Genomic DNA, 18387 nt, shown 5'->3' on the forward strand with positions numbered 1-18387 from the left:
GCGAGAGAGCCTCGCGCCGGCCCCGTCAACGGATTACCCGGTGATGCCCGCCGCCGCCAGCACCGCCAGCGTCAGCACATCGGGCGCAATCGCGGTCATGGGCACGATCTGCACCGGCTTTTCCATGCCGATCTGGATCGGGCCGATGGCCGTATTGCCGCCCAGTTCGCGCAGCAGCTTGGCCGCGATATTGGCCGATTGCAGACCGGGGAAGATCAGCACATTGGCCGGCGCGGTCAGGCGGCTGAAGGGATAATGCTTCATCACCGCCGGGTTGAGCGCCGCGTCAGGCGTCATTTCGCCTTCATATTCAAAGTTCTGCGGCTCTGAATCGAGGATCGAGATCGCCCCGCGAATGGGTTCCAGCCACTTGCCCGTGGGATTGCCAAAGGTCGAGAAGGACAGGAACGCCACGCGCGGCTCATGACCCAGACGGCGCGCCACGGCCGCCGTTTCCTTGGCGATGACGGCCAATTCTTCCGAATTGGGCCGCTCGTTGCAGGTCGTGTCGGCCAGGAAGGTGGTGTTGTTCTTGCCCACCATCACATGGATGCCAAAGGGCAGATGGCCCGGCTTGGGGTCCAGCACATGGCGCACTTCGCGCATGGTCTGGCCAAAGGGGCGGGTCGCGCCCGTCACCATCGCATCGCCCACGCCCATCTTCAGCAGCGCGGAGGCAAAGCCGTTGCGGTCCTGATTGACCATGCGCTTGATGTCGCGCTCCAGATAGCCGCGGCGCTGGAGGCGCTCGTACAGCATCTTGCCCATTTCGGCGACATGCTCGCTGTCGGCGGCATTGTGGATTTCATAGGAATCCGGCTTGCCCACGCCCAGTTCGACCAGCTTGTCGCGAACGGCCTGGGTGCGGCCCACCAGAACCGGCGTGCCATAGCCAAAATCCTTGAACTGGATCGCGGCGCGCAGCACCACTTCGTTCTCGGCCTCGGCAAAGATCACGCGCTTGGGGTTGGCCTTGACCTGTTCATAGACGTTGGTCAGCACCGAGGTGGTCGGGTTCAGGCGGCCTTTAAGCTGATGGCGATAGGCGTTGAAATCCTCGATCGGCTTTTGCGCCACACCGCTGTCCATCGCGGCCTTGGCCACGGCCATCGACACCACCTCCATCAGGCGCGGGTCAAACGGCGCCGGGATGATGTAATCGCGGCCAAAGCTGTGGTTCTTGCCATAGGCCAGCGCGACTTCCTCGGGCACCTGTTCGCGCGCCAGTTCGGCAATGGCGTTGGCGGCGGCGATCTTCATCTCTTCGTTGATCGCGGTGGCGCGCACGTCCAGAGCCCCGCGGAAGATGAAGGGGAAGCCCAGCACATTGTTCACCTGATTCGGAAAATCCGAACGGCCGGTGGCGATGATGCAGTCGGGACGCGCGGCCTTGGCCTCGGGCGGGGTGATTTCGGGCACCGGGTTGGCCATCGCAAAGATGATCGGCTCAGGCGCCATTTCCTTGACATAGGCCGCAGGCAGCGCGCCCGCCGCCGACAGGCCCAGAAACACGTCGGCACCCTTCAGCGCCTGTTCGAGCGTGCGCGCATCGGTGTCGATCGCATGGGCGCTCTGCCACTGGTTGACCGGCTTTTCGCGGCCGCGATAGATCGGCCCGTCGCGGTCGCACACGATCACGTTTTCGTGGCGCACGCCCATCGACTTGATCAGCGAGGTGCAGGCCAGCGCCGCCGCGCCCGCGCCATTGACCACGACCTTGATGTCTTCCAGCTTGCGGTTGGTGATCATGCAGGCGTTGATCAGACCGGCGGCCGAAATGATCGCGGTGCCGTGCTGGTCGTCATGCATGACCGGGATCTTCATCCGTTCGCGCAGCGCCTGTTCGATCACGAAACATTCGGGGGCCTTGATATCTTCAAGGTTGATCCCGCCAAAGCTGGGCTCCATCAGCGCGATGGCTTCGATCAGCGCCTCGGGATCTTCGGAATTCATCTCGATGTCGATGGAATCGACGTCGGCAAAGCGCTTGAAGAGGACCGCCTTGCCCTCCATCACCGGCTTGGAGGCCAGCGCGCCCAGATTGCCGAGGCCAAGGATGGCCGTGCCGTTGGAAATCACCGCGACCAGATTGCCCTTGGCGGTGTAATCATAGGCGGTGGCGGGATCCTTGGCGATGGCTTCGACGGGAACCGCGACGCCGGGCGAATAGGCCAGGCTCAGGTCTCGCTGCGTGGCCATCGGCTTGGATGCGATGATCTCGATTTTGCCAGGGCGGATCGTGTTGTGGTAGAACAGCGCTTCGCGCTCGGTAAACCGGACGTTGGCTTGCTCGGGGCTTTCCTCGGACACCGAAACTTTCTCCTTCTTGCAAGGCTGCCCTAACCAATGTGATCGCACAGCGATAGGGGAAAGCGTGGGGTGTGGGCATTCCATCGTATCGATTCTGCGGCTAATCCGGCATCATGAGTGAGAAATCCGCCCCCCCAGCCGCAACGCCCATGATGGCGCAATACCTTGGTCTAAAGGATAAGGCCGATGGTTGTATGCTGTTCTATCGCATGGGTGATTTCTTCGAGCTGTTTTTCGAGGATGCGAAACGGGCATCGCAGATTCTCGACATCGCGCTGACCAGCAGGGGCGAACATGGCGGGGAACCGATCCCGATGTGCGGCGTGCCGGTCCATGCCGCCGAATCCTATCTGGCGCGCCTGATCAAGGCCGGATGCCGCGTGGCGATTGCCGAACAGGTCGAAACCCCCGAACAGGCCAAGAAGCGCGGCGGATACAAGGCGCTGGTGATGCGCGATATCGTCCGCTTCGTCACGGCGGGCACCTTGACCGAGGAGGCGCTGCTCGAACCGCGCCGCGCCAATGTGCTGGCATCGGCCTGTCTGCTGCGCGACAAGGTGGGCGTGGCGTCGGTGGATATTTCCACGGGCCGGATGGAACTGGAGGAATGCGACCCCGAAAATATGGGCGCGGCGCTGGCCCGGCTGGGGGCCAGCGAGATCATCGCGCCGGACAATTGGGGCGAGGCGCCTTTCGAATCGATCCCGCGCGGGGCCCATGAATTTTCCAGCGAGGGCGGGGCGGAGCGCCTTTGCGGCATTCATGGCGTGGCCACGCTCGACGGCTTTGGCACATTTACGCGGCCCATGCTGGCGGCGGCCTGCGGCTTGCTGGCCTATCTTGACCATGTGGGGCGGGGCAAATTGCCGCTGCTGCTGCCCCCTGTCGCCCGCCATGGCGAGGCCCATATGGCGATGGACGAGGCCACGCGCGGCAGTCTGGAAATCCTGCGTTCCTCAACCGGCGGGCGTGTGGGCAGCCTGATCGAGGCGGTGGACCGCTGCGTCACCGGTGCGGGCGCGCGGCAATTGGCCGAGGATCTTTCGGCGCCTTTGCTCGACCGGGCGGCCATCGAGGAACGGCTCGAACTGGTGCAGTGGCTCTATGATGATGCGCTGCTGCGCGAGGATGTGCGCGGGCAATTGCGCAGCCTGCCCGATGCCGGGCGCGCGCTGGGCCGCGTGGTGGCGGGGCGCGGCAGCCCGCGCGATCTGGGGCAATTGCGCGATGGTCTGGCGGGTGCGGCCCGGCTGGCCCGGATCGTGGCGGCGCGGCTGGAACGCTCAGAGATGCGCCCGGCGCTGCTTGGCGCTCTATTGCCTGCGCTGGTGGGCCATGACGGGTTGATCGACCTGTTTTCGCGCGCCCTGATCGCCACCCCGCCCACCGAGCGTTCGCAGGGCGGTTTCATCGCCGCAGGCTATGACGCCCAGTTGGATGAATTGCGCGCCGTCTCCAAGGATGCCCGTGAAGCGATCAAACAACTGGAAGAAAAGTACCGCAATCAGACCGGCATTGCCGCGTTGAAAATCAAATATAACGGCGTGCTGGGCTATTACATCGAAGTCCCCGCCCGCTTTGGCGATCAGTTGATGGCCCCCGACAGCGGCTTTACCCATCGCCAGACCATGGCGGGCGCGATGCGTTTCAACGCGCTGGCGCTGCATGAGGAGGCGGGCCGCATCGCCGAGGCGGGCGGCGATGCCCTGGAGGCCGAGGAAGCGCATTTCAAGGAATTGTGCGCCGTGGCGGTTGCCGCGCGCAACGACATCGCCCGCACCGCCGCCGCCCTTGCCCGCATCGACGTGGCCGCAGGGCAGGCCGAGCGCGCCGCGCAGGGTAATTGGTGCCGCCCGGCCATCAGCGAGAAATGCGAACTGGCCATCGTCGAGGGCCGCCACCCGGTCGTCGAAGCGGCGCTGAGTGCATCAGGCGAGCGTTTCGTCGCCAATGACTGCACGCTCAGCCAGTTTGACCGGCTCTGGCTCTTGGGCGGGCCGAACATGGGCGGTAAATCGACCTTTCTGCGCCAGAATGCGCTGATCGTCCTGTTGGCGCAGGCGGGCGGCTTTGTGCCCGCACGCGCCGCCACCATAGGCCTTGTCGACCGCCTGTTCAGCCGGGTGGGCGCCTCGGACAATCTGGCGCGGGGGCGTTCGACCTTCATGGTCGAAATGGTCGAAACCGCCGCCATCCTGCAACAGGCCACGCCGCGCAGCTTCGTCATCCTTGACGAGGTGGGGCGCGGCACCAGCACCTATGACGGCCTCGCGCTGGCATGGGCGGTGGCCGAGGCGGTGCATGGGGTCAACCGTTGCCGCTGCCTGTTCGCCACCCATTACCACGAACTGGCGCGGCTGGCCGACACGTGCGAGGCGCTCACGTTGCATCATGTGCGCGCGCGCGAATGGAAGGGCGATCTGGTGCTGCTGCATGAAGTGACGACCGGCCCTGCGGAAAGCTCTTTCGGTCTGGCCGTGGCGCGATTGGCGGGCGTTCCGGGGCCGGTGGTTTCCCGCGCCAAATCGGTGCTGGCGAAACTGGAAAAGGGGCGGGCGGAAACCGGGGGGATTGCCGCAGGGCTGGGCGATCTGCCGCTCTTTGCCAATGTGGTCGAAGAAGCGCCCAAGGGCGACCCCTTGCGCGAAAAGCTGGCGGCGCTGGACATTGACGCGCTTTCGCCGCGCGATGCGCTGGGCTGGCTTTATGAACTGAAGCGCGAGATCGGTTAACCATGCTTGGCGGCGCAAGGTTTAACCGTGACGGTCTAAACCTTGCGCCATGCTTCCTTTCGGACCCCGCCTGACCACCGTTTTCGCCAGTCGCTGGAAGGCTTTGTTCTGGGCGGCGGGCGTGATGGTGACGGCCTATTTCACGGCCAGCGAAGCCAAACATGACGGCCCGGCCGACAGCAACGCCGCCTCTGTGGTGCAACCTTCGGCCCAGCCCTCATCGGGCGACAGCCCTTCCTCGCCCTGGGCCAAATAGCCGCTATTCGCGCGCGGCGGCCGCGCCCAAAGATTCCTCCTCGTCATCGTCATTCCGTTCGCCGCGATAGGCGTCCATGTCGATGCGGCCCGATGCCGCCATGCCGCGCATGTGGTCGACCAGATCCTGAACATCGTCGCCGACCTTGCCGCTTACCACCTTGCGGCTTTCGGCCAGCACGAACTTGTCGCTGCGCAGATTCTGCGCCGCCTCGCCATAGGTCTGAGCCTGTGTCTGCTCATCCTCCTGCGAGAGGTTGACCGTTTCAGGCGGCGGATCGTCGGAGGGGGCGGGCAGGCCGGGTTCGGGCTGCGACGGCGGGGGCACCTGCGGCTCGATGGCGGGCGGGATGTCGGGCGTGGGATTTTGCGGAACGGGGTTTTCCGGGACGGGCTGGTTTGGCGTGCTGGCCATGGGGCTCTCCTGTTGCGCCCGAAGGACGTGGCCAACAGGAAAGCCGCCGTGGCCGCCTCAGGTTCCCTTGTCCCGCGTTTCAGCGCGTGGGAACGGGCGTCTCGCCGCTATAGTCATAGAAACCACGCCCGGTCTTGCGCCCCAGCCATCCGGCCTCGACATATTTGGCCAGCAGCGGGGCGGGGCGGTATTTGCTGTCGCCCGTGCTGTGCAAAAGGATGCGGGTGATTTCAAGGCAGGTGTCGAGCCCGATGAAATCGGCCAGTTCGAGCGGCCCCATCGGATGGTTCAGCCCCAGCCGCGCCGCCGTGTCGATATCGGCCACATTGGCCGTGCCCGCGCCCAGCGTAAAGGCGGCTTCGTTGATCAGCGGCATCAGGATGCGGTTGACGATAAAGCCCGGCTCGTCCTGCGAAAGCACCACGGTTTTGTCCAGACCTGTGGCAAAGCTGCGCGTGGCGGCAATGGTTTCGGCGCTGGTGGCAAGGCCGGGGATGATCTCGATCAGCTTCATCACCGGCACGGGGTTGAAGAAATGCAGCCCGATGAAGCGCGCCGGATCGGGCGATTGGCGGGCCATGCGGGTGATCGGGATCGAGGAGGTGTTGCTGGCCAGAATCGCCTCTGCGCCCAGCACCTTGCCCGCCGCCTCAAAGATCTTGGCCTTGATGTCCTCGCGCTCGGTGGCGGCTTCGATGATGAAACCGGCCTCGGCCATCGGGGCATAGTCACCGACCGGGGTGATGCGGGCCAGAGTATCCTGCGCGGCCTGCGCGGTGATCTTTTCTTTGGCGACCAGCCGATCCAGCCCCTTGCCGATCTTGTCCTTGGCCTTTTGCGCCAATTCCACCGACACATCGGCCAGCAAAACCTCATGGCCGAACGCGGCCGAAGTCTGCGCAATGCCCGAACCCATCTGGCCCGCGCCGATCACCCCAACAATCGTCATTTGCATCAACCCCTTTGCCTTCAGGCGCCCCGGCTGGCGCCCGGCACCCACAGAATATCGTCTGCGCCATTGTTATTCAGCGCGCGTGCCAGCACAAACAGATAATCCGACAAACGGTTGATATAGGCCAGCGCGGCGGGATTGACGGCCTCTTTGGCGGCCAGCGCCACGCAGGCGCGCTCGGCCCGGCGCGCGGCGGCCCGCGCGATATGGGTGCGCGCGGCGCCTTCCGATCCGCCCGGCAGGATGAAGCTGGTGAGGGGATCGAGATCTTCATTCACCACGTCGATCGCGCTTTCCAGCCACGCGACCTGTTCGGGCACGATGCGCAAGGACATCGGGCCGGGCGCGAAATCATCGCCGGGCGTGGCCAGATCCGCGCCCAGATCGAACAGATCGTTCTGAACCCGCAACAGCGCCGCCCGATGCGCGCCGTCGACCGCCAGAACCGCCAGACCCAGCGCGCTGTTGGCCTCGTCCACCGCGCCTATCGCCTCCATCCTTGCGGCATGTTTGCCCACGCGCGACCCATCGACCAGCCCGGTGGTGCCATCATCGCCGGTGCGGGTGTAAATCTTGTTCAGCTTGACCAAGGTTATGTCCTGTTCGCCATTATCTCGACGCGGCCAATAGCACCGCCACCACGATCACCGCTAGCGCCTGATATTTGATGCGGGCAAACATCATTTCGTTCTGTTTCAACTGCATCGGGCTGGGGCCGTTTCCGCCGCCGCTTTCCAGATCGTCGCGCGTGGTCTGCAAAAAGGCGATGATCCCCTTGGCCAGGCTGACCACGACAAAGCCCATGGCCACCACGATCACCGGAATGAGGATATATTTCAGCATCGCCCTTCTCCCAATTTCTTATGTGGTCCAGCCTATGCCTGTTGTCAGCGAAAGGCCAGCGGGCAAAAGGGCATGACGCAGGGCATCGGCCAGCGCCCGCCCGTCCGCCCCGTCCCGGCGCATGTCGGCCAGCGAAGGGCTGCCCCGCCGCTTGGCCAGTTTGCGCCCGTCGCCTTCCACGATCAGCCCATGATGGTGCCAGCGCGGCACGGGCAGGTCCAGCAGGGCCTGAAGCAGGCGATGCACATGGCTGGCGGCAAACAGATCGGCCCCGCGCGTGACCAGCGTGATGCCGTCGGCCGCATCGTCCAATGTCGCGGCCAGATGATAGGAGGCGGGCGCCTCCTTGCGCAGCAGCACGATGTCGCCAAAGATCTCAGGCGTGGCATGCTGCGGTCCGGCCAATTCATCCTCCCACACCAGCGGCCCGGCGATCTCGACCGCGCGGGCCATGTCCAGCCGCCATGCCGCCCCCGCCGGATCGACATCGCGCCCGCGGCATGTGCCGGGATAGATCAGGCCGTCAGGCCCGTGATCGGTGGCCGCCGCCGCGATGTCCGCGCGGGTGCAGCGGCAGGGATAGAGCAGGCCCATCGCCCGCAGCCGATCCGCCGCCGCGCCATAGGACCCCAGCCGCGTGGATTGCCACACCACCGGCCCATCCCAATGCAGGCCCAACCAGCGCAGATCCTCGATCATCGCCTCGGCCAGTTCGGTGCGCGAGCGCGCGGCGTCAATATCCTCGATCCGCAGCAGGAACTCGCCGCCATGTTGCCGCGCCAGATCATGCGCGACAATGGCCGCATAGGCATGGCCCAGATGCAGCAGGCCATTCGGGCTGGGGGCGAAACGGGTTCGGATCATCGCATTTTGCCCTCTGGCACCCCTTGACCTTGGCGGCAAGTCAGTGTTGATTAGGCCCATGAATTGTCGCCAAACCGTCATGCCCGCTTGTTATCAGGAGCCATGCTCAAGGCGGAGCTGATAGAGCGCGCGGCCCGGTTCCGCAGCGCCGGGGAGGATCCCTCCCGCCATTTGAGCGATTGTCCCGCATTGGTGTTGAACGCGGACTTCACCCCGCTTTCCTATTACCCTTTAAGCCTCTGGCCATGGCAGACCGCGATCAAGGCGGTTTTCCTCGAAAGGGTCGATATTATCGCCAGTTACGAGCGCGAGGTGCATTCGCAAAGCTGGGCGATGCAACTGCCTTCGGTGATCGCGCTGCGCCAATATGTGAAGCCTTCGGAATTTCCCGCCTTCACCCGGTTCAACGTGTTTCTGCGCGACCGGTTTTCCTGCCAATATTGCGGCAATCCGCATCAATTGACCTTTGACCATGTGTTGCCGCGCCGCCTTGGCGGGCGGACCAGTTGGGAAAATATCGTCGCGGCCTGTTCGCCCTGCAATCTGAAAAAGGGCGGGCGCACCCCGCGCGAGGCGCATATGCCGCTGCTGACCCATCCGATCCGGCCGACAAGCTGGCAGTTGCAGGAGCGGGGCCGCGCCTTTCCGCCCAATTATCTGCACGAAACATGGCGCGACTGGCTCTATTGGGATGTCGAACTGGAGGCGTGAACCTCCAGCCCTGTGGCATCAGCGCGGGATTATCCAGCGGATCGCATTGCTGTAGCTGCCCGCCATCGGCTGGCCGCTTTCATCCAGTGCCGGATTGAACCGGGCGCGTTTGGTCACCAGCGCGCAGGTGGCCGAATCCAGCCCCGGCCATCCGCTGCTCTGCACCACCGTGCAGGATGATACGCGCCCGTCGCTGCCCACCGAGAGTTGAAAGCGCACCACGCCCTCGTGGTTCATGCGCAGCTCCATCGCGGGATAATCGTCCTCATTGGCCCATTCGCCCGGACGTGTGCGCGGGCTGACCGCCTTGGGCTGGCCATGGGGGCGGGCCGGTTCGGTGGTGGCGCGCGGCTCCGGCGTGGCGCTCGGCGTGACCTCCACGCCCGGCGTCGGCATGGGATCGACCGTAAGCTGCGGCATGGGGTCGAGCGGCAAGGTAATCACGGTTTGGGGCGCCAGCACCGGCTTGGCATCGGCCTTCTGGCTGGGCTTCACCTCGGGCTGGGGCAGGGGCGCCAACGGCATGTTGACCGCATCGGTATGATGTTCGGGCGCGATCACGCGATAGGCGGCAAGGCCCGAAACCAGCACCACCGCCGCCCCGACATGCAGCAGCGCGACCGCCCCCAGCGAGGCCATACGGGATTTAAGACTTGTCTGTGCAGTATACGTCATGACAGATCTCCCCTTCTGTCACCCGATCTGGTCCACCCTGTTTTGTTACGTCCGTCAATGCCGACCTGATTGGGTGATGGTGTATCGTAACATAAATTTCATGCCGTCCCAGCGCTAATTTCGCGCTTGCGGATTTGGTGGTGCGCGCGCAAATCCGGGCCTATGAACGCCTTTTCCACCCCCATCCTTGCCGTGATGACGGGCCGCGCCGTCCGTTTCCGTGATGCCGACGAGCATAGCGCGATTGCCAAGCAGCCGGTTGCCGGCCCCATCCGCGTGGGCTTTCTGGGGATCGAGGGCGATGAACAGGCCGACCGTAAGCATCACGGCGGGCCGGACAAGGCGATCCATCATTATGCCTTTGACCATTATCCCGCGTGGAAGGACGATCTGGGCGACCACCCGTTGCTGGCCGCGCCCGGCGGATTTGGCGAGAATATCTCGACGCTGGGCCTGACCGAGGACAATGTGGTGTTGGGCGACCGGTTCCGGCTGGGCAGCGCGCTGATCGAGGTCAGCCATGGGCGCCAGCCCTGCTGGAAACTGGGGCATCGCTTTGACCATGCGCCGCTGGCCGCGCGGATCGTCGGGAACCGGCGCTCGGGCTGGTATTACCGCGTGATCGAGGAAGGCGCGGTGCAGGCGGGCGATGCGCTCGAACTGGTCGAGCGTGGGCTGGTGGATTGGCCGGTTTCGCGCCTGTTTCATGTGCTGATCGGGGGCGGGCACAAGGCGGACCCGAGCGTGCTGCCCGATCTGGCGGCGATGCCGGTGCTGGCGCAGGCATGGCGCAAGCGGGCTGTGGAACTGGCGGCCTAACGTTTCCCGCTCAGCGCTTTTTGACGGCGGCGCTGCACGGATGAACCAAGCCCGATCGCCTCGCGATATTTGGCCACGGTGCGGCGGGCCAGTTCAAAGCCTTTTTCTTTCAGCAGATCGACCAGCGTATCGTCCGACAGGATCTTCTTGGGGTCTTCATTGTCGATCAACTGCTTGATCGCGGCCTTGACCGCCTCGGCCGAAACGCCTTCGCCATCCGCGCCCGATACGCCGCTGGTGAAGAAATATTTCAGCTCAAACGTGCCCCGCTCGCACATAAGATATTTGTTGCTGGTCACGCGGCTGACGGTCGATTCATGCAGCCCCACCGTCTCGGCCACCGCGCGCAATGTCAGCGGCCTCAACTGGCTGACGCCATGGCGGAAAAAGCCTTCCTGCTGGCGCACCAATTCGCTGGCCACTTTGAGGATCGTCTTCTGCCGCTGGTCCAGCGCTTTGACCAGCCAGTTGGCATCGGCCAGCTTTTCCGACAACCACCCGCGATCCTCCTTGCCCGCGCTTTTGCCAGCGCAGGCGCCGCGCATTTCCAGATAATAGCTGCGGTTGAGGATCAGCTTGGGCAGGGTGGCCTGATTGAGCGCGACATTCCAGCCGCCATCGGCGCGCGCCGAAATCAGAATGTCGGGCACCACCGGCGCGGCGGCCCCGCCGCCATAGCGCAGGCCCGGTTTTGGATCATAGCCGCGCAATTCGGCCAGCATGTCGGCGAAATCTTCCTCATCCACGCCGCACATCCGGCGCAGGCGGGGCAATTCGCCGCGCGCAATCATCTCCAGATTGTCGATCAGCCGGGCCATCGCCGGATCATAGCGGTCCGCCTCTTTGGCCTGCAACGCGATACACTCCGACAGGCTGCGCGCGCCTACGCCCGTGGGATCAAGCGATTGGACCAAGGCCAGCGCGGCCTCGACCTCGGCGGGCGAGACTTGCAGGTCCATGGCGATTTCGCGCAGGGAAGCGGCCAGGTAGCCCGCATCGTCCAATTGATCGATCAGGAAGCGGGCGATGAAAGCCAGCTTGGGATCGCGCACCACCGCGCCGATCTGACCATGCAGATGCTCAGCCAACGTCTCGTCAAAGGCGCCATATTCCTCCATCGCCGGGGCTTCGCCGCCGCCGGAGATGGTTGCTTCGCCCTCAAAGGCCGGTTCATAGCGTTCGGGCGTATCACCCCCGCCATCGCCCGTGTCCCGGTCCACATCGAGCGTCTCGGCGCTGATATCCAGCGGGCGGTCCTCGGCGGCCATGCCTTCGCCGATCAATTGGTCGCAGGGGCTGCTTTCAAGGCTGGTGCGGCGCGCCTCGATCTCGACGGGTTCGACAGGCGGCGCCTCGCCCATTTCGAGCAGGGGGTTGGCGTCCAGCGCATCGCCGATAAACGCCTCGATCTCCAGATTGGACAGCGTGAGCAGCTTGATCGCCTGCTGCAGTTGCGGCGTCATCACCAGCGACTGTGTCTGGCGTAGATCGAGGCGCGGCCCCAGCGCCATGATGGTTTACGCCCCCCGCGCCATCATCAGAGCGTGAAACCTTCGCCAAGATACAGGCGGCGCACGTTTTCGTCGGCCACCAGCGCTTCCGGGCTGCCGGCAAACAAGACCTGCCCGCCATAGATGATGCAGCCGCGGTCGCAGATTTCCAGTGTTTCGCGCACATTGTGGTCGGTGATCAGCACGCCGATGCCGCGCTGTTTCAGATCATGCACCAGATGGCGAATATCCGCGATCGACAAAGGATCGATGCCCGCGAAAGGCTCGTCGAGCAGCATGATCGAGGGCTTGGCCGCCAGCGCGCGGGCGATTTCCGCACGGCGACGCTCGCCGCCCGACAGCGCCATCGACGGGCTGGCGCGCAGCCGCGTCAGGCCGAATTCCTCCAGCAGCCGCTCCAACTCGCCTGCCCGCGTCGCCGGATCGGGTTCGACCAGTTCGAGCACGGTGGCAATGTTCTGCTCCACCGTCAGCCCGCGAAAGATCGAGGTTTCCTGCGGCAGATAGCCAAGGCCCAGAATCGCGCGGCGATACATCGGCAGATTGGTGATATCGATCCCGTCGAGCAGGATGCGCCCGGAATCGGGCCGCACCAGCCCCATGATCGAATAGAAGCACGTCGTCTTGCCCGCGCCATTGGGGCCGAGCAGGCCCATGACCTCGCCCTTGGCCACCTCGAGCGAGATGTCGGTCAGGACCGCGCGCTTGTCATAGCTCTTGGCGATGGACACGACCTGAAGCCCGGAAAACGAGCCATTGGGATCGGACTGACGGCCGGCAAGGCCGGCTTCGGGGGCGATTGTCTGGGTCATCTGGGGCCATTTTAGGCATGGCGGCGGCATTGGGCAAGGGCGATGCGCCCGATTGGCAGGTTTCATGCATGGTTGGGACAAAACGCCCAAGGCGCGCGGCCGATTGCGCTTGATCGCAGCGGGCAAGGATGTTTTACTCATACCAAAGGCCAGTATGGCCGAAAGGCCAAAAGGCCGGGATAGGGGAAGAGGGTTCATGGCCAAGGCACGCCTTGATGCGCCTGCCGATGCGTTTGCCGATGCGGCGGTGGGCAAATCGCGCCCGCACGTTCGGCACGGGTCGGCCCCTCACAGACAGGGGGGCATTTTGCTGGATTGGCGCAAGCGGATCAGCGATCACATCGCCTATGCCTTGCTGGTTTACACCGGCCTGCAGATTTTCGTGACCATTGCCGCCCTGCGCGAGGGCAGCGCCTCGGTGCTGCCGGGGCTGGCGCTGGTCGTGCTGGTGGGGGCGATCATCCCGGCCTGCCGGATGATGGAGCGGCGCTGGACCCGGCTGAGCGATGCCGAGGCGGGCGATCCGGCGCGCGCAGGGGCCTTTTACAAGGACCGAGCGATGGTCTGGGCCGCGGCCATCGGCCTGCCCTTTGTGGTCACGGGCGGTTTTCGGCTGGTGGCGATGATGATGGCCTAAGGGTCTGGTCAAGCGCATTGCTCTTGGCGGGGCGGGGCGTTAGAGCCTGCGCCCTACCAAGGCTTCAGGAGTTGCCCAGACCGCCATGCTTACCCCGCTTCAGGCACAGGAAAGGGCGCAGGCCCTGATCGAACGCGCGCGCAAGGCCGGGGCGGACGCCGCCGATGCGGTCTATATCGCCGATGCCTCGGAAAGCGTGTCGGTGCGGCTGGGGCGGCTGGAGGATGTGGAAAGGTCCGAAAGCGAGCATATTGGGCTGCGGGTCTTTGTCGGGCGGCGCTCTGCCTCGATTGGTTCCTCTGATCTTTCCGACGATGCGCTGGCCGAACTGGCGGCGCGAGCGTTGGCCATGGCGCAGGGGGCGCCCGAAGATCCCTATGCGGGGCTCGCGCCTGAGGAACTGCTGTTCAAGGGACCGTTCCCCGATCTCGATCTGGTCGACAGCGGTGAGCCCAGCCCGCAGACCTTGCGCGCTCTGGCCGAAGAGGCCGAGGATGCCGCGCGCGCCGTGGCGGGCGTGACCAACAGCGAGGGTGCGGGCGCATCGAGCGGCGGCGCGGTCATGGCGCTGGCCACCAGCCACGGTTTTGCCGGGGCCTATGCCGCCACCAGCCGCTCGATTTCGGCCAGCGTGGTGGCGGGAGAAGGCGGCGCGATGCAGCGCGATTACGCGCACCGCATGGCCCGCCACCGCGAGGATCTGATCCCTCCCGCCGAAATCGGCCGACAGGCGGGCGAGCGCGCCGTGGCGCGGCTCAATCCGGGGCGGATGAAGAGCGGTCCCGCGCCGGTGGTGCTGGACCCGCGCGTGGGCGGGTCGCTGATCGGCCATTTGCTGGGCGCGATGTCGGGGGCCTCGATTGCGCGGCGTTCCAGCTTTCTGATCGGGCGGCTGGAGGAACAATTGTTCGACAGCGCGGTGCGCATTGTCGATGATCCGCTGCGGTTGCGCGGTTTCCGCTCGCGGCCCTTTGATGGCGAGGGTTTGCGCACGGCCCCGCGCGATCTGGTGCGCGACGGGCGGATCACGGGATGGCTGATGGAATGCGCCTCGGCGCGGCAATTGGGCCTGGCGCCGACGGGCCATGCCGGGCGCGGCGGCGGCGGGGCGCCGGGCGTGTCGCCGGGCAATCTGCATCTGGCGGCCGGCAGCGTGTCTGTGGCCGAACTGATCGCGGATATTGAGGATGGCGTCTATGTGACCGAGCTGATCGGGCACGGCGTCAATGGTGTGACGGGCGATTACAGCCGGGGCGCTTCGGGCTTTCGCATTGTGAAGGGCGAGATTGCCGGGCCGGTGGCGGAATTCACCGTGGCGGGCAATCTGGTCGATATGTTCCGGGCGATGACCCCGGCCGATGATCTGGAATGGTATCGCACGATCAATGTGCCGACCATCCGCATCGATGGCATGACGATTGCCGGGGATTAAGGGCGCGGGCGACTGAGCAAAGAAAAAGGGGCGGGAATGACCCGCCCCTTTTGCTGTCAGGCCTTCTTGCCGGCCTGATAGCGTTCGATCGCTTCGGTCACGATCTGGCGCGCGTCGGCCGCATTGCCCCAGGTGCCGATGCGGACCCACTTTTCGGATTCCAGATCCTTATAGTGGGTGAAGAAGTGTTCGACCTGCTGGGCGATGATGTCGGGCAGATCTTCCTTTTCCTTTACATTGGCATAGTAAGGGAAGGTCTTGTCATCGGGCACGCAGAGCAGCTTTTCATCGCCGCCCGCTTCGTCTTCGAGGTTGAGCACCGCGATCGGGCGGCAACGCACCACCGAGCCCGGCACGAAGGGCGAGCGGGCCACCACCAGCGCGTCCAGCGGATCGCCATCGGGCGAGAGCGTGTGCGGCACAAAGCCATAGTTGGCCGGATAGCGCATCGGCGTGTGCAGGATACGGTCCACGAACAGAGCGCCCGAGTCCTTGTCGAACTCATACTTCACAGGTTCGCCCCCGGTAGGAACCTCGATGATGACGTTCAGATTGTCAGGCGGGCTTTTGCCGACCGAAATTTTGCTGATGTCCATGGCACCGTCATTTTTATATGTGAGCGACACCGCCCCTTGCGGGTGTCGCGCAGGAATCTGCGGGGAAAGCCCTAGCCTTGGGCGTATTGCATTGCAACAGCGGCGCGGTCTTAATACCTGCACCGAATTGGTGAAGTGATTAACTGCCCGCCGTGACGTTGATGGTAAAAGCCAGCACGACCAGATTATAGAAAAACGCCAGCGCGCCATGGACTGTGGCCAACCGGCGCAGGCGCGGGCTGGTGATTTCCACATCCGATGTGGCAAAGGCCATGCCGATGGTCAGCGCGAAATAGAAAAAGTCCCAGAAATTAGGGCAATGGGCCGTGGGGCGGGATGAATTGGCAGGGTCAGGTGCGGGAAAGCGCAGCCCGTCTTCATGTTCTGCACCATAATAGACATGGGCGTAATGTAATGTGTAAATGAGGTTCGAAAATAACCATGCTATAACCAGACTGGCCAGAATGAGGATCAACGCGGCCCCTTTGGCATAGCCTGTATCGCCCCGCGCATGGGGCAGATCGACAAAAAGCGCGGTAACGATCACCAGCATGAACATCGCGCTGATCACCAGCACGGCCAAGCGGTTGGCGTCATTCTGGCGCGCATGGAGCCGCATTTGCGCGGGCGTATTGTCGCGCGAGAGCGGCCAGAGCGAGACGATGAAGACCAGCGCCCCCAGATCGAACCCGCCCAGCACCGCCTGACCCCAGCGCAGTCCTTGCGCCCCCAGCAGCCCCGTGCCCAGCGCGAACAGTCCCAGAAACAGCGAAAAGCGCGCAGGCAGCGGCCAGCGCAAACCTGCGCGCTTTTTCATTTACTTGCCCGCCAGACGCTTGGGCGCCAGCAGCACATCAAGCCCCGCCGGTTCCTTGCCACCGGCAGCGCGCTCCAGCCAAGGATAGCGCAGACCGTCATGGTAGTTCAGCACCACGGTCGCCACCTTTTCGCCGCGTTGCGTCACCAGCGTGATGGGCTTGTCATTGCCCTTGGCACCGGTGATCGCAGCCTTGATCGCGTCCTCGCTGTAGGCTGCGCCGTTGACGGCCACAATCTTGGTGCCGGTCACCAGCGCGGCGTCAAAGGCCGGGCTGTTCCACAAGGTGCTGGTGATCACGCCTTCACGGTTCAGCACGATGCCCAGCGAATGGGCCAGGCTGAGCGCCTTAGCCGCCGCGAAACGGCCCTTGTCATAAGGGTTGGGCGTATCCTTCCACACCAGCCGGTAGCCGCCCTTTTCGATGCCCGCCAAAGGCGCAGGTTGACCGGGCTGGTTCATGTGCTTGTCAAGGAAGGTTGTCCAATCATAGGCATAGATGCCGTTCAGCGCGGCGGCCACATCCTTGAAATTATAGACGACCTCGCCCCAGTCGCCGTTTTTGATGCCGAAGAACGCGCGCGCGAAATCGTCCAGTCCCTTCTTGCCCTTGGTGCCTTCGCGGATGATCTGGTCCGCCTCCAGCCACATCAGCGCGCCTTCGGTGTAATAATCCTCGTTGCGGTTGATGCTGGCATAGGGCTTGGCGCGGCGGCCCGAGATGACCGGATCAAAGCCGGTGTCCTCGACGCTGCGCCAGTCGCGGCCGGGCCACTGGGTGAACATGCCCGCATTGGCGGCAATCGCGCCAAGGATGGCTTCCTTGCTCTGGATGCCCGAACGCGCGGCCAGCACATAGCCCCAGAACTGCGTCTGCCCTTCATAGACCCAGAGCAGATTGCCCTGCATCGGCTGGCGGTAATCGGGGGTCCACAGCTTGTCGGGGCGGCGGAATTTGCCGTCCCAGCTATGGGTGAATTCGTGGCTGATCACATTGCGCGCCCAGTCCAGATCCTTCCAGTCGGTCCACGCCTTGGGCATCATCGCGTTTTCGGAAGAGCGGTGATGCTCCAGCCCGATGCCGCCCATCCGGTCGGTCAGCGCCAGCAGGAAGTCGTAATGGTCGAAATGGAACGACCCGAAATTGGCCCAGGCCTCATCGACCAGCGCCTTGTAAGTGGCCAGATGTTCGGGCTTGATGTCGAGCAGTTCGGGTTTGTCGGCCACGACATTCATGAACACGCCGCGCCCAAGGTCGAAACGCTTGAAATAGGCGCCCGCAAAGATCGGCGAATCGACCAGCGCCTCATAATCGATGACATCCCATGTCACCTTGTTGCCGCTCACCTGCTTGCCATCCAGCGCGGTGGCCACCTGCCAGCCCTCGGGGAAGGTGACGGTCGGCTTGTACTTGATCTGGCGCGTGTAATAGCCGGCGGGATAGAGGCTCATCCGGTCCCATTGCAGGTTGAGCATTTCGGGCGTCATCGTGATGCGCCCCTCGCTGCTCTGCAAGGGCGAGGTGTGGATGAATTTGGCCACCACCGATTTGGCGCCCGCAGGCAGATCGATGTGAAAGGCAAAGACCTCGACCGGATCGCGATGCCAGGTCAGCAGCTTGCCATCGGCATAGAATTTGACATCGACGAGCTGGTCAATCGTGCCGCGCGGATTGTGGCCGCCCGGAACCCATTGCGGCAATTGCAGGATCAGCTCTTTCGCACCCGGCGCCACCGGCACGGTTTGCGAAACGCGAAACAGGCCGCGCGCGATGTCGGTCGCGTCAATATCCAGCGTGATCATGCCGCCCGGATAGGGCATATCCTTGGCATCGGGCACGCCTTGCACCACGGGAATGGCCGTGGGCGCGGAACGCTGCGCCAGCGCGGGCGAGGTGAAAAGGAGGGCGGCGGCGGAGAGGCCCAAAGCGATGTGGGCGCGTGCATTCATGGGTTTTGTCATGACGACTTCATGACGCGAAGCCGCGCCGCCAGCAAGGGGCCAGC

18 protein-coding genes are annotated in these 18387 nt (G+C 64.2%); 6 read left to right on the top strand and 12 right to left on the bottom strand.

Annotated features, from left to right (window positions below):
- Window positions 1-33: 33 nt before the first annotated feature.
- Window positions 34-2310: an NADP-dependent malic enzyme gene (locus PQ457_RS01540; RefSeq protein WP_273618053.1), complete on the bottom strand. Its 2277-nt coding sequence runs from the start codon at window positions 2308-2310 to the stop codon at window positions 34-36.
- A 149-nt stretch (window positions 2311-2459) separates the two neighbouring features.
- Here PQ457_RS01540 and mutS point away from each other — a divergent pair, with 149 nt between their 5' ends.
- Window positions 2460-5042, top strand: coding sequence for a DNA mismatch repair protein MutS (mutS, locus tag PQ457_RS01545; RefSeq protein ID WP_273619215.1), 2583 nt, complete (start codon window positions 2460-2462; stop codon window positions 5040-5042).
- 49 nt (window positions 5043-5091) lie between these two features.
- On the top strand, window positions 5092-5298 hold the full coding sequence (locus PQ457_RS01550) for a hypothetical protein (RefSeq protein ID WP_273618054.1): 207 nt from the start codon (window positions 5092-5094) through the stop codon (window positions 5296-5298).
- A 3-nt stretch (window positions 5299-5301) separates the two neighbouring features.
- On the opposite strand, the gene PQ457_RS01555 is transcribed toward PQ457_RS01550, so the two are convergent.
- The 5 genes from PQ457_RS01555 to gluQRS all read right to left on the bottom strand — a co-directional run bounded on the left by PQ457_RS01555 (window position 5302) and on the right by gluQRS (window position 8371).
- Window positions 5302-5712, bottom strand: coding sequence for a hypothetical protein (locus PQ457_RS01555; protein WP_273618055.1), 411 nt, complete (start codon window positions 5710-5712; stop codon window positions 5302-5304).
- Window positions 5713-5791: 79 nt separating this feature from the next.
- The gene (locus tag PQ457_RS01560) at window positions 5792-6661 is read right to left on the bottom strand and encodes a 3-hydroxyacyl-CoA dehydrogenase NAD-binding domain-containing protein (RefSeq protein ID WP_273618056.1); all 870 of its coding nucleotides are present in this window, start codon (window positions 6659-6661) and stop codon (window positions 5792-5794) included.
- 20 nt (window positions 6662-6681) lie between these two features.
- Complete coding sequence (locus PQ457_RS01565) at window positions 6682-7254, bottom strand: cob(I)yrinic acid a,c-diamide adenosyltransferase (RefSeq protein ID WP_273618057.1); 573 nt, start codon at window positions 7252-7254, stop codon at window positions 6682-6684.
- A 19-nt stretch (window positions 7255-7273) separates the two neighbouring features.
- On the bottom strand, window positions 7274-7507 hold the full coding sequence (locus PQ457_RS01570) for an HIG1 domain-containing protein (RefSeq protein ID WP_310015511.1): 234 nt from the start codon (window positions 7505-7507) through the stop codon (window positions 7274-7276).
- An 18-nt stretch (window positions 7508-7525) separates the two neighbouring features.
- Window positions 7526-8371, bottom strand: a complete 846-nt coding sequence (gene gluQRS / locus PQ457_RS01575) for a tRNA glutamyl-Q(34) synthetase GluQRS (RefSeq protein ID WP_273618058.1) — start codon at window positions 8369-8371, stop codon at window positions 7526-7528.
- A 102-nt stretch (window positions 8372-8473) separates the two neighbouring features.
- On the opposite strand from gluQRS, the gene PQ457_RS01580 reads away from it, so the two are divergent.
- Window positions 8474-9082, top strand: a complete 609-nt coding sequence (locus PQ457_RS01580) for an HNH endonuclease (protein ID WP_273618059.1) — start codon at window positions 8474-8476, stop codon at window positions 9080-9082.
- 18 nt (window positions 9083-9100) lie between these two features.
- On the opposite strand, the gene PQ457_RS01585 is transcribed toward PQ457_RS01580, so the two are convergent.
- Window positions 9101-9757, bottom strand: coding sequence for an energy transducer TonB (locus PQ457_RS01585; protein ID WP_273618060.1), 657 nt, complete (start codon window positions 9755-9757; stop codon window positions 9101-9103).
- Window positions 9758-9919: 162 nt separating this feature from the next.
- Here PQ457_RS01585 and PQ457_RS01590 point away from each other — a divergent pair, with 162 nt between their 5' ends.
- Window positions 9920-10576 (top strand): MOSC domain-containing protein, encoded by a 657-nt coding sequence (locus tag PQ457_RS01590; protein ID WP_273618061.1) that lies wholly within the window; start codon window positions 9920-9922, stop codon window positions 10574-10576.
- Here the strand turns inward: PQ457_RS01590 and rpoN are convergent.
- Complete coding sequence (gene rpoN, locus PQ457_RS01595; protein ID WP_273618062.1) at window positions 10573-12087, bottom strand: RNA polymerase factor sigma-54; 1515 nt, start codon at window positions 12085-12087, stop codon at window positions 10573-10575. The genes PQ457_RS01590 and rpoN overlap by 4 nt on opposite strands.
- Window positions 12088-12113: 26 nt before the next feature.
- Complete coding sequence (gene lptB, locus PQ457_RS01600; RefSeq protein WP_273618063.1) at window positions 12114-12899, bottom strand: LPS export ABC transporter ATP-binding protein; 786 nt, start codon at window positions 12897-12899, stop codon at window positions 12114-12116.
- 196 nt (window positions 12900-13095) lie between these two features.
- Here lptB and PQ457_RS01605 point away from each other — a divergent pair, with 196 nt between their 5' ends.
- Both PQ457_RS01605 and PQ457_RS01610 read left to right on the top strand, forming a co-directional pair.
- Window positions 13096-13536: a hypothetical protein gene (locus PQ457_RS01605; RefSeq protein ID WP_273618064.1), complete on the top strand. Its 441-nt coding sequence runs from the start codon at window positions 13096-13098 to the stop codon at window positions 13534-13536.
- 85 nt (window positions 13537-13621) lie between these two features.
- Window positions 13622-14968 carry a TldD/PmbA family protein gene (locus PQ457_RS01610; protein WP_273618065.1) on the top strand — a complete coding sequence of 449 codons (1347 nt, stop codon included), beginning with the start codon at window positions 13622-13624 and terminating at the stop codon, window positions 14966-14968.
- A 56-nt stretch (window positions 14969-15024) separates the two neighbouring features.
- Here the strand turns inward: PQ457_RS01610 and ppa are convergent, their stop codons facing one another.
- The 3 genes from ppa to PQ457_RS01625 form a co-directional block, all read right to left on the bottom strand.
- Window positions 15025-15564, bottom strand: a complete 540-nt coding sequence (gene ppa / locus PQ457_RS01615; protein WP_273618066.1) for an inorganic diphosphatase — start codon at window positions 15562-15564, stop codon at window positions 15025-15027.
- Between the two features lie 139 nt (window positions 15565-15703).
- Entirely contained in the window at window positions 15704-16381 is a 678-nt protein-coding gene (locus tag PQ457_RS01620; protein WP_273618067.1) for a DUF1345 domain-containing protein, read from the bottom strand.
- Window positions 16382-18343: a M61 family metallopeptidase gene (locus PQ457_RS01625; RefSeq protein ID WP_273618068.1), complete on the bottom strand. Its 1962-nt coding sequence runs from the start codon at window positions 18341-18343 to the stop codon at window positions 16382-16384.
- Window positions 18344-18387 lie beyond the last annotated feature (44 nt).

The organism is Novosphingobium humi, from assembly GCF_028607105.1.
GTDB classification, from domain to species: domain Bacteria; phylum Pseudomonadota; class Alphaproteobacteria; order Sphingomonadales; family Sphingomonadaceae; genus Novosphingobium; species Novosphingobium humi.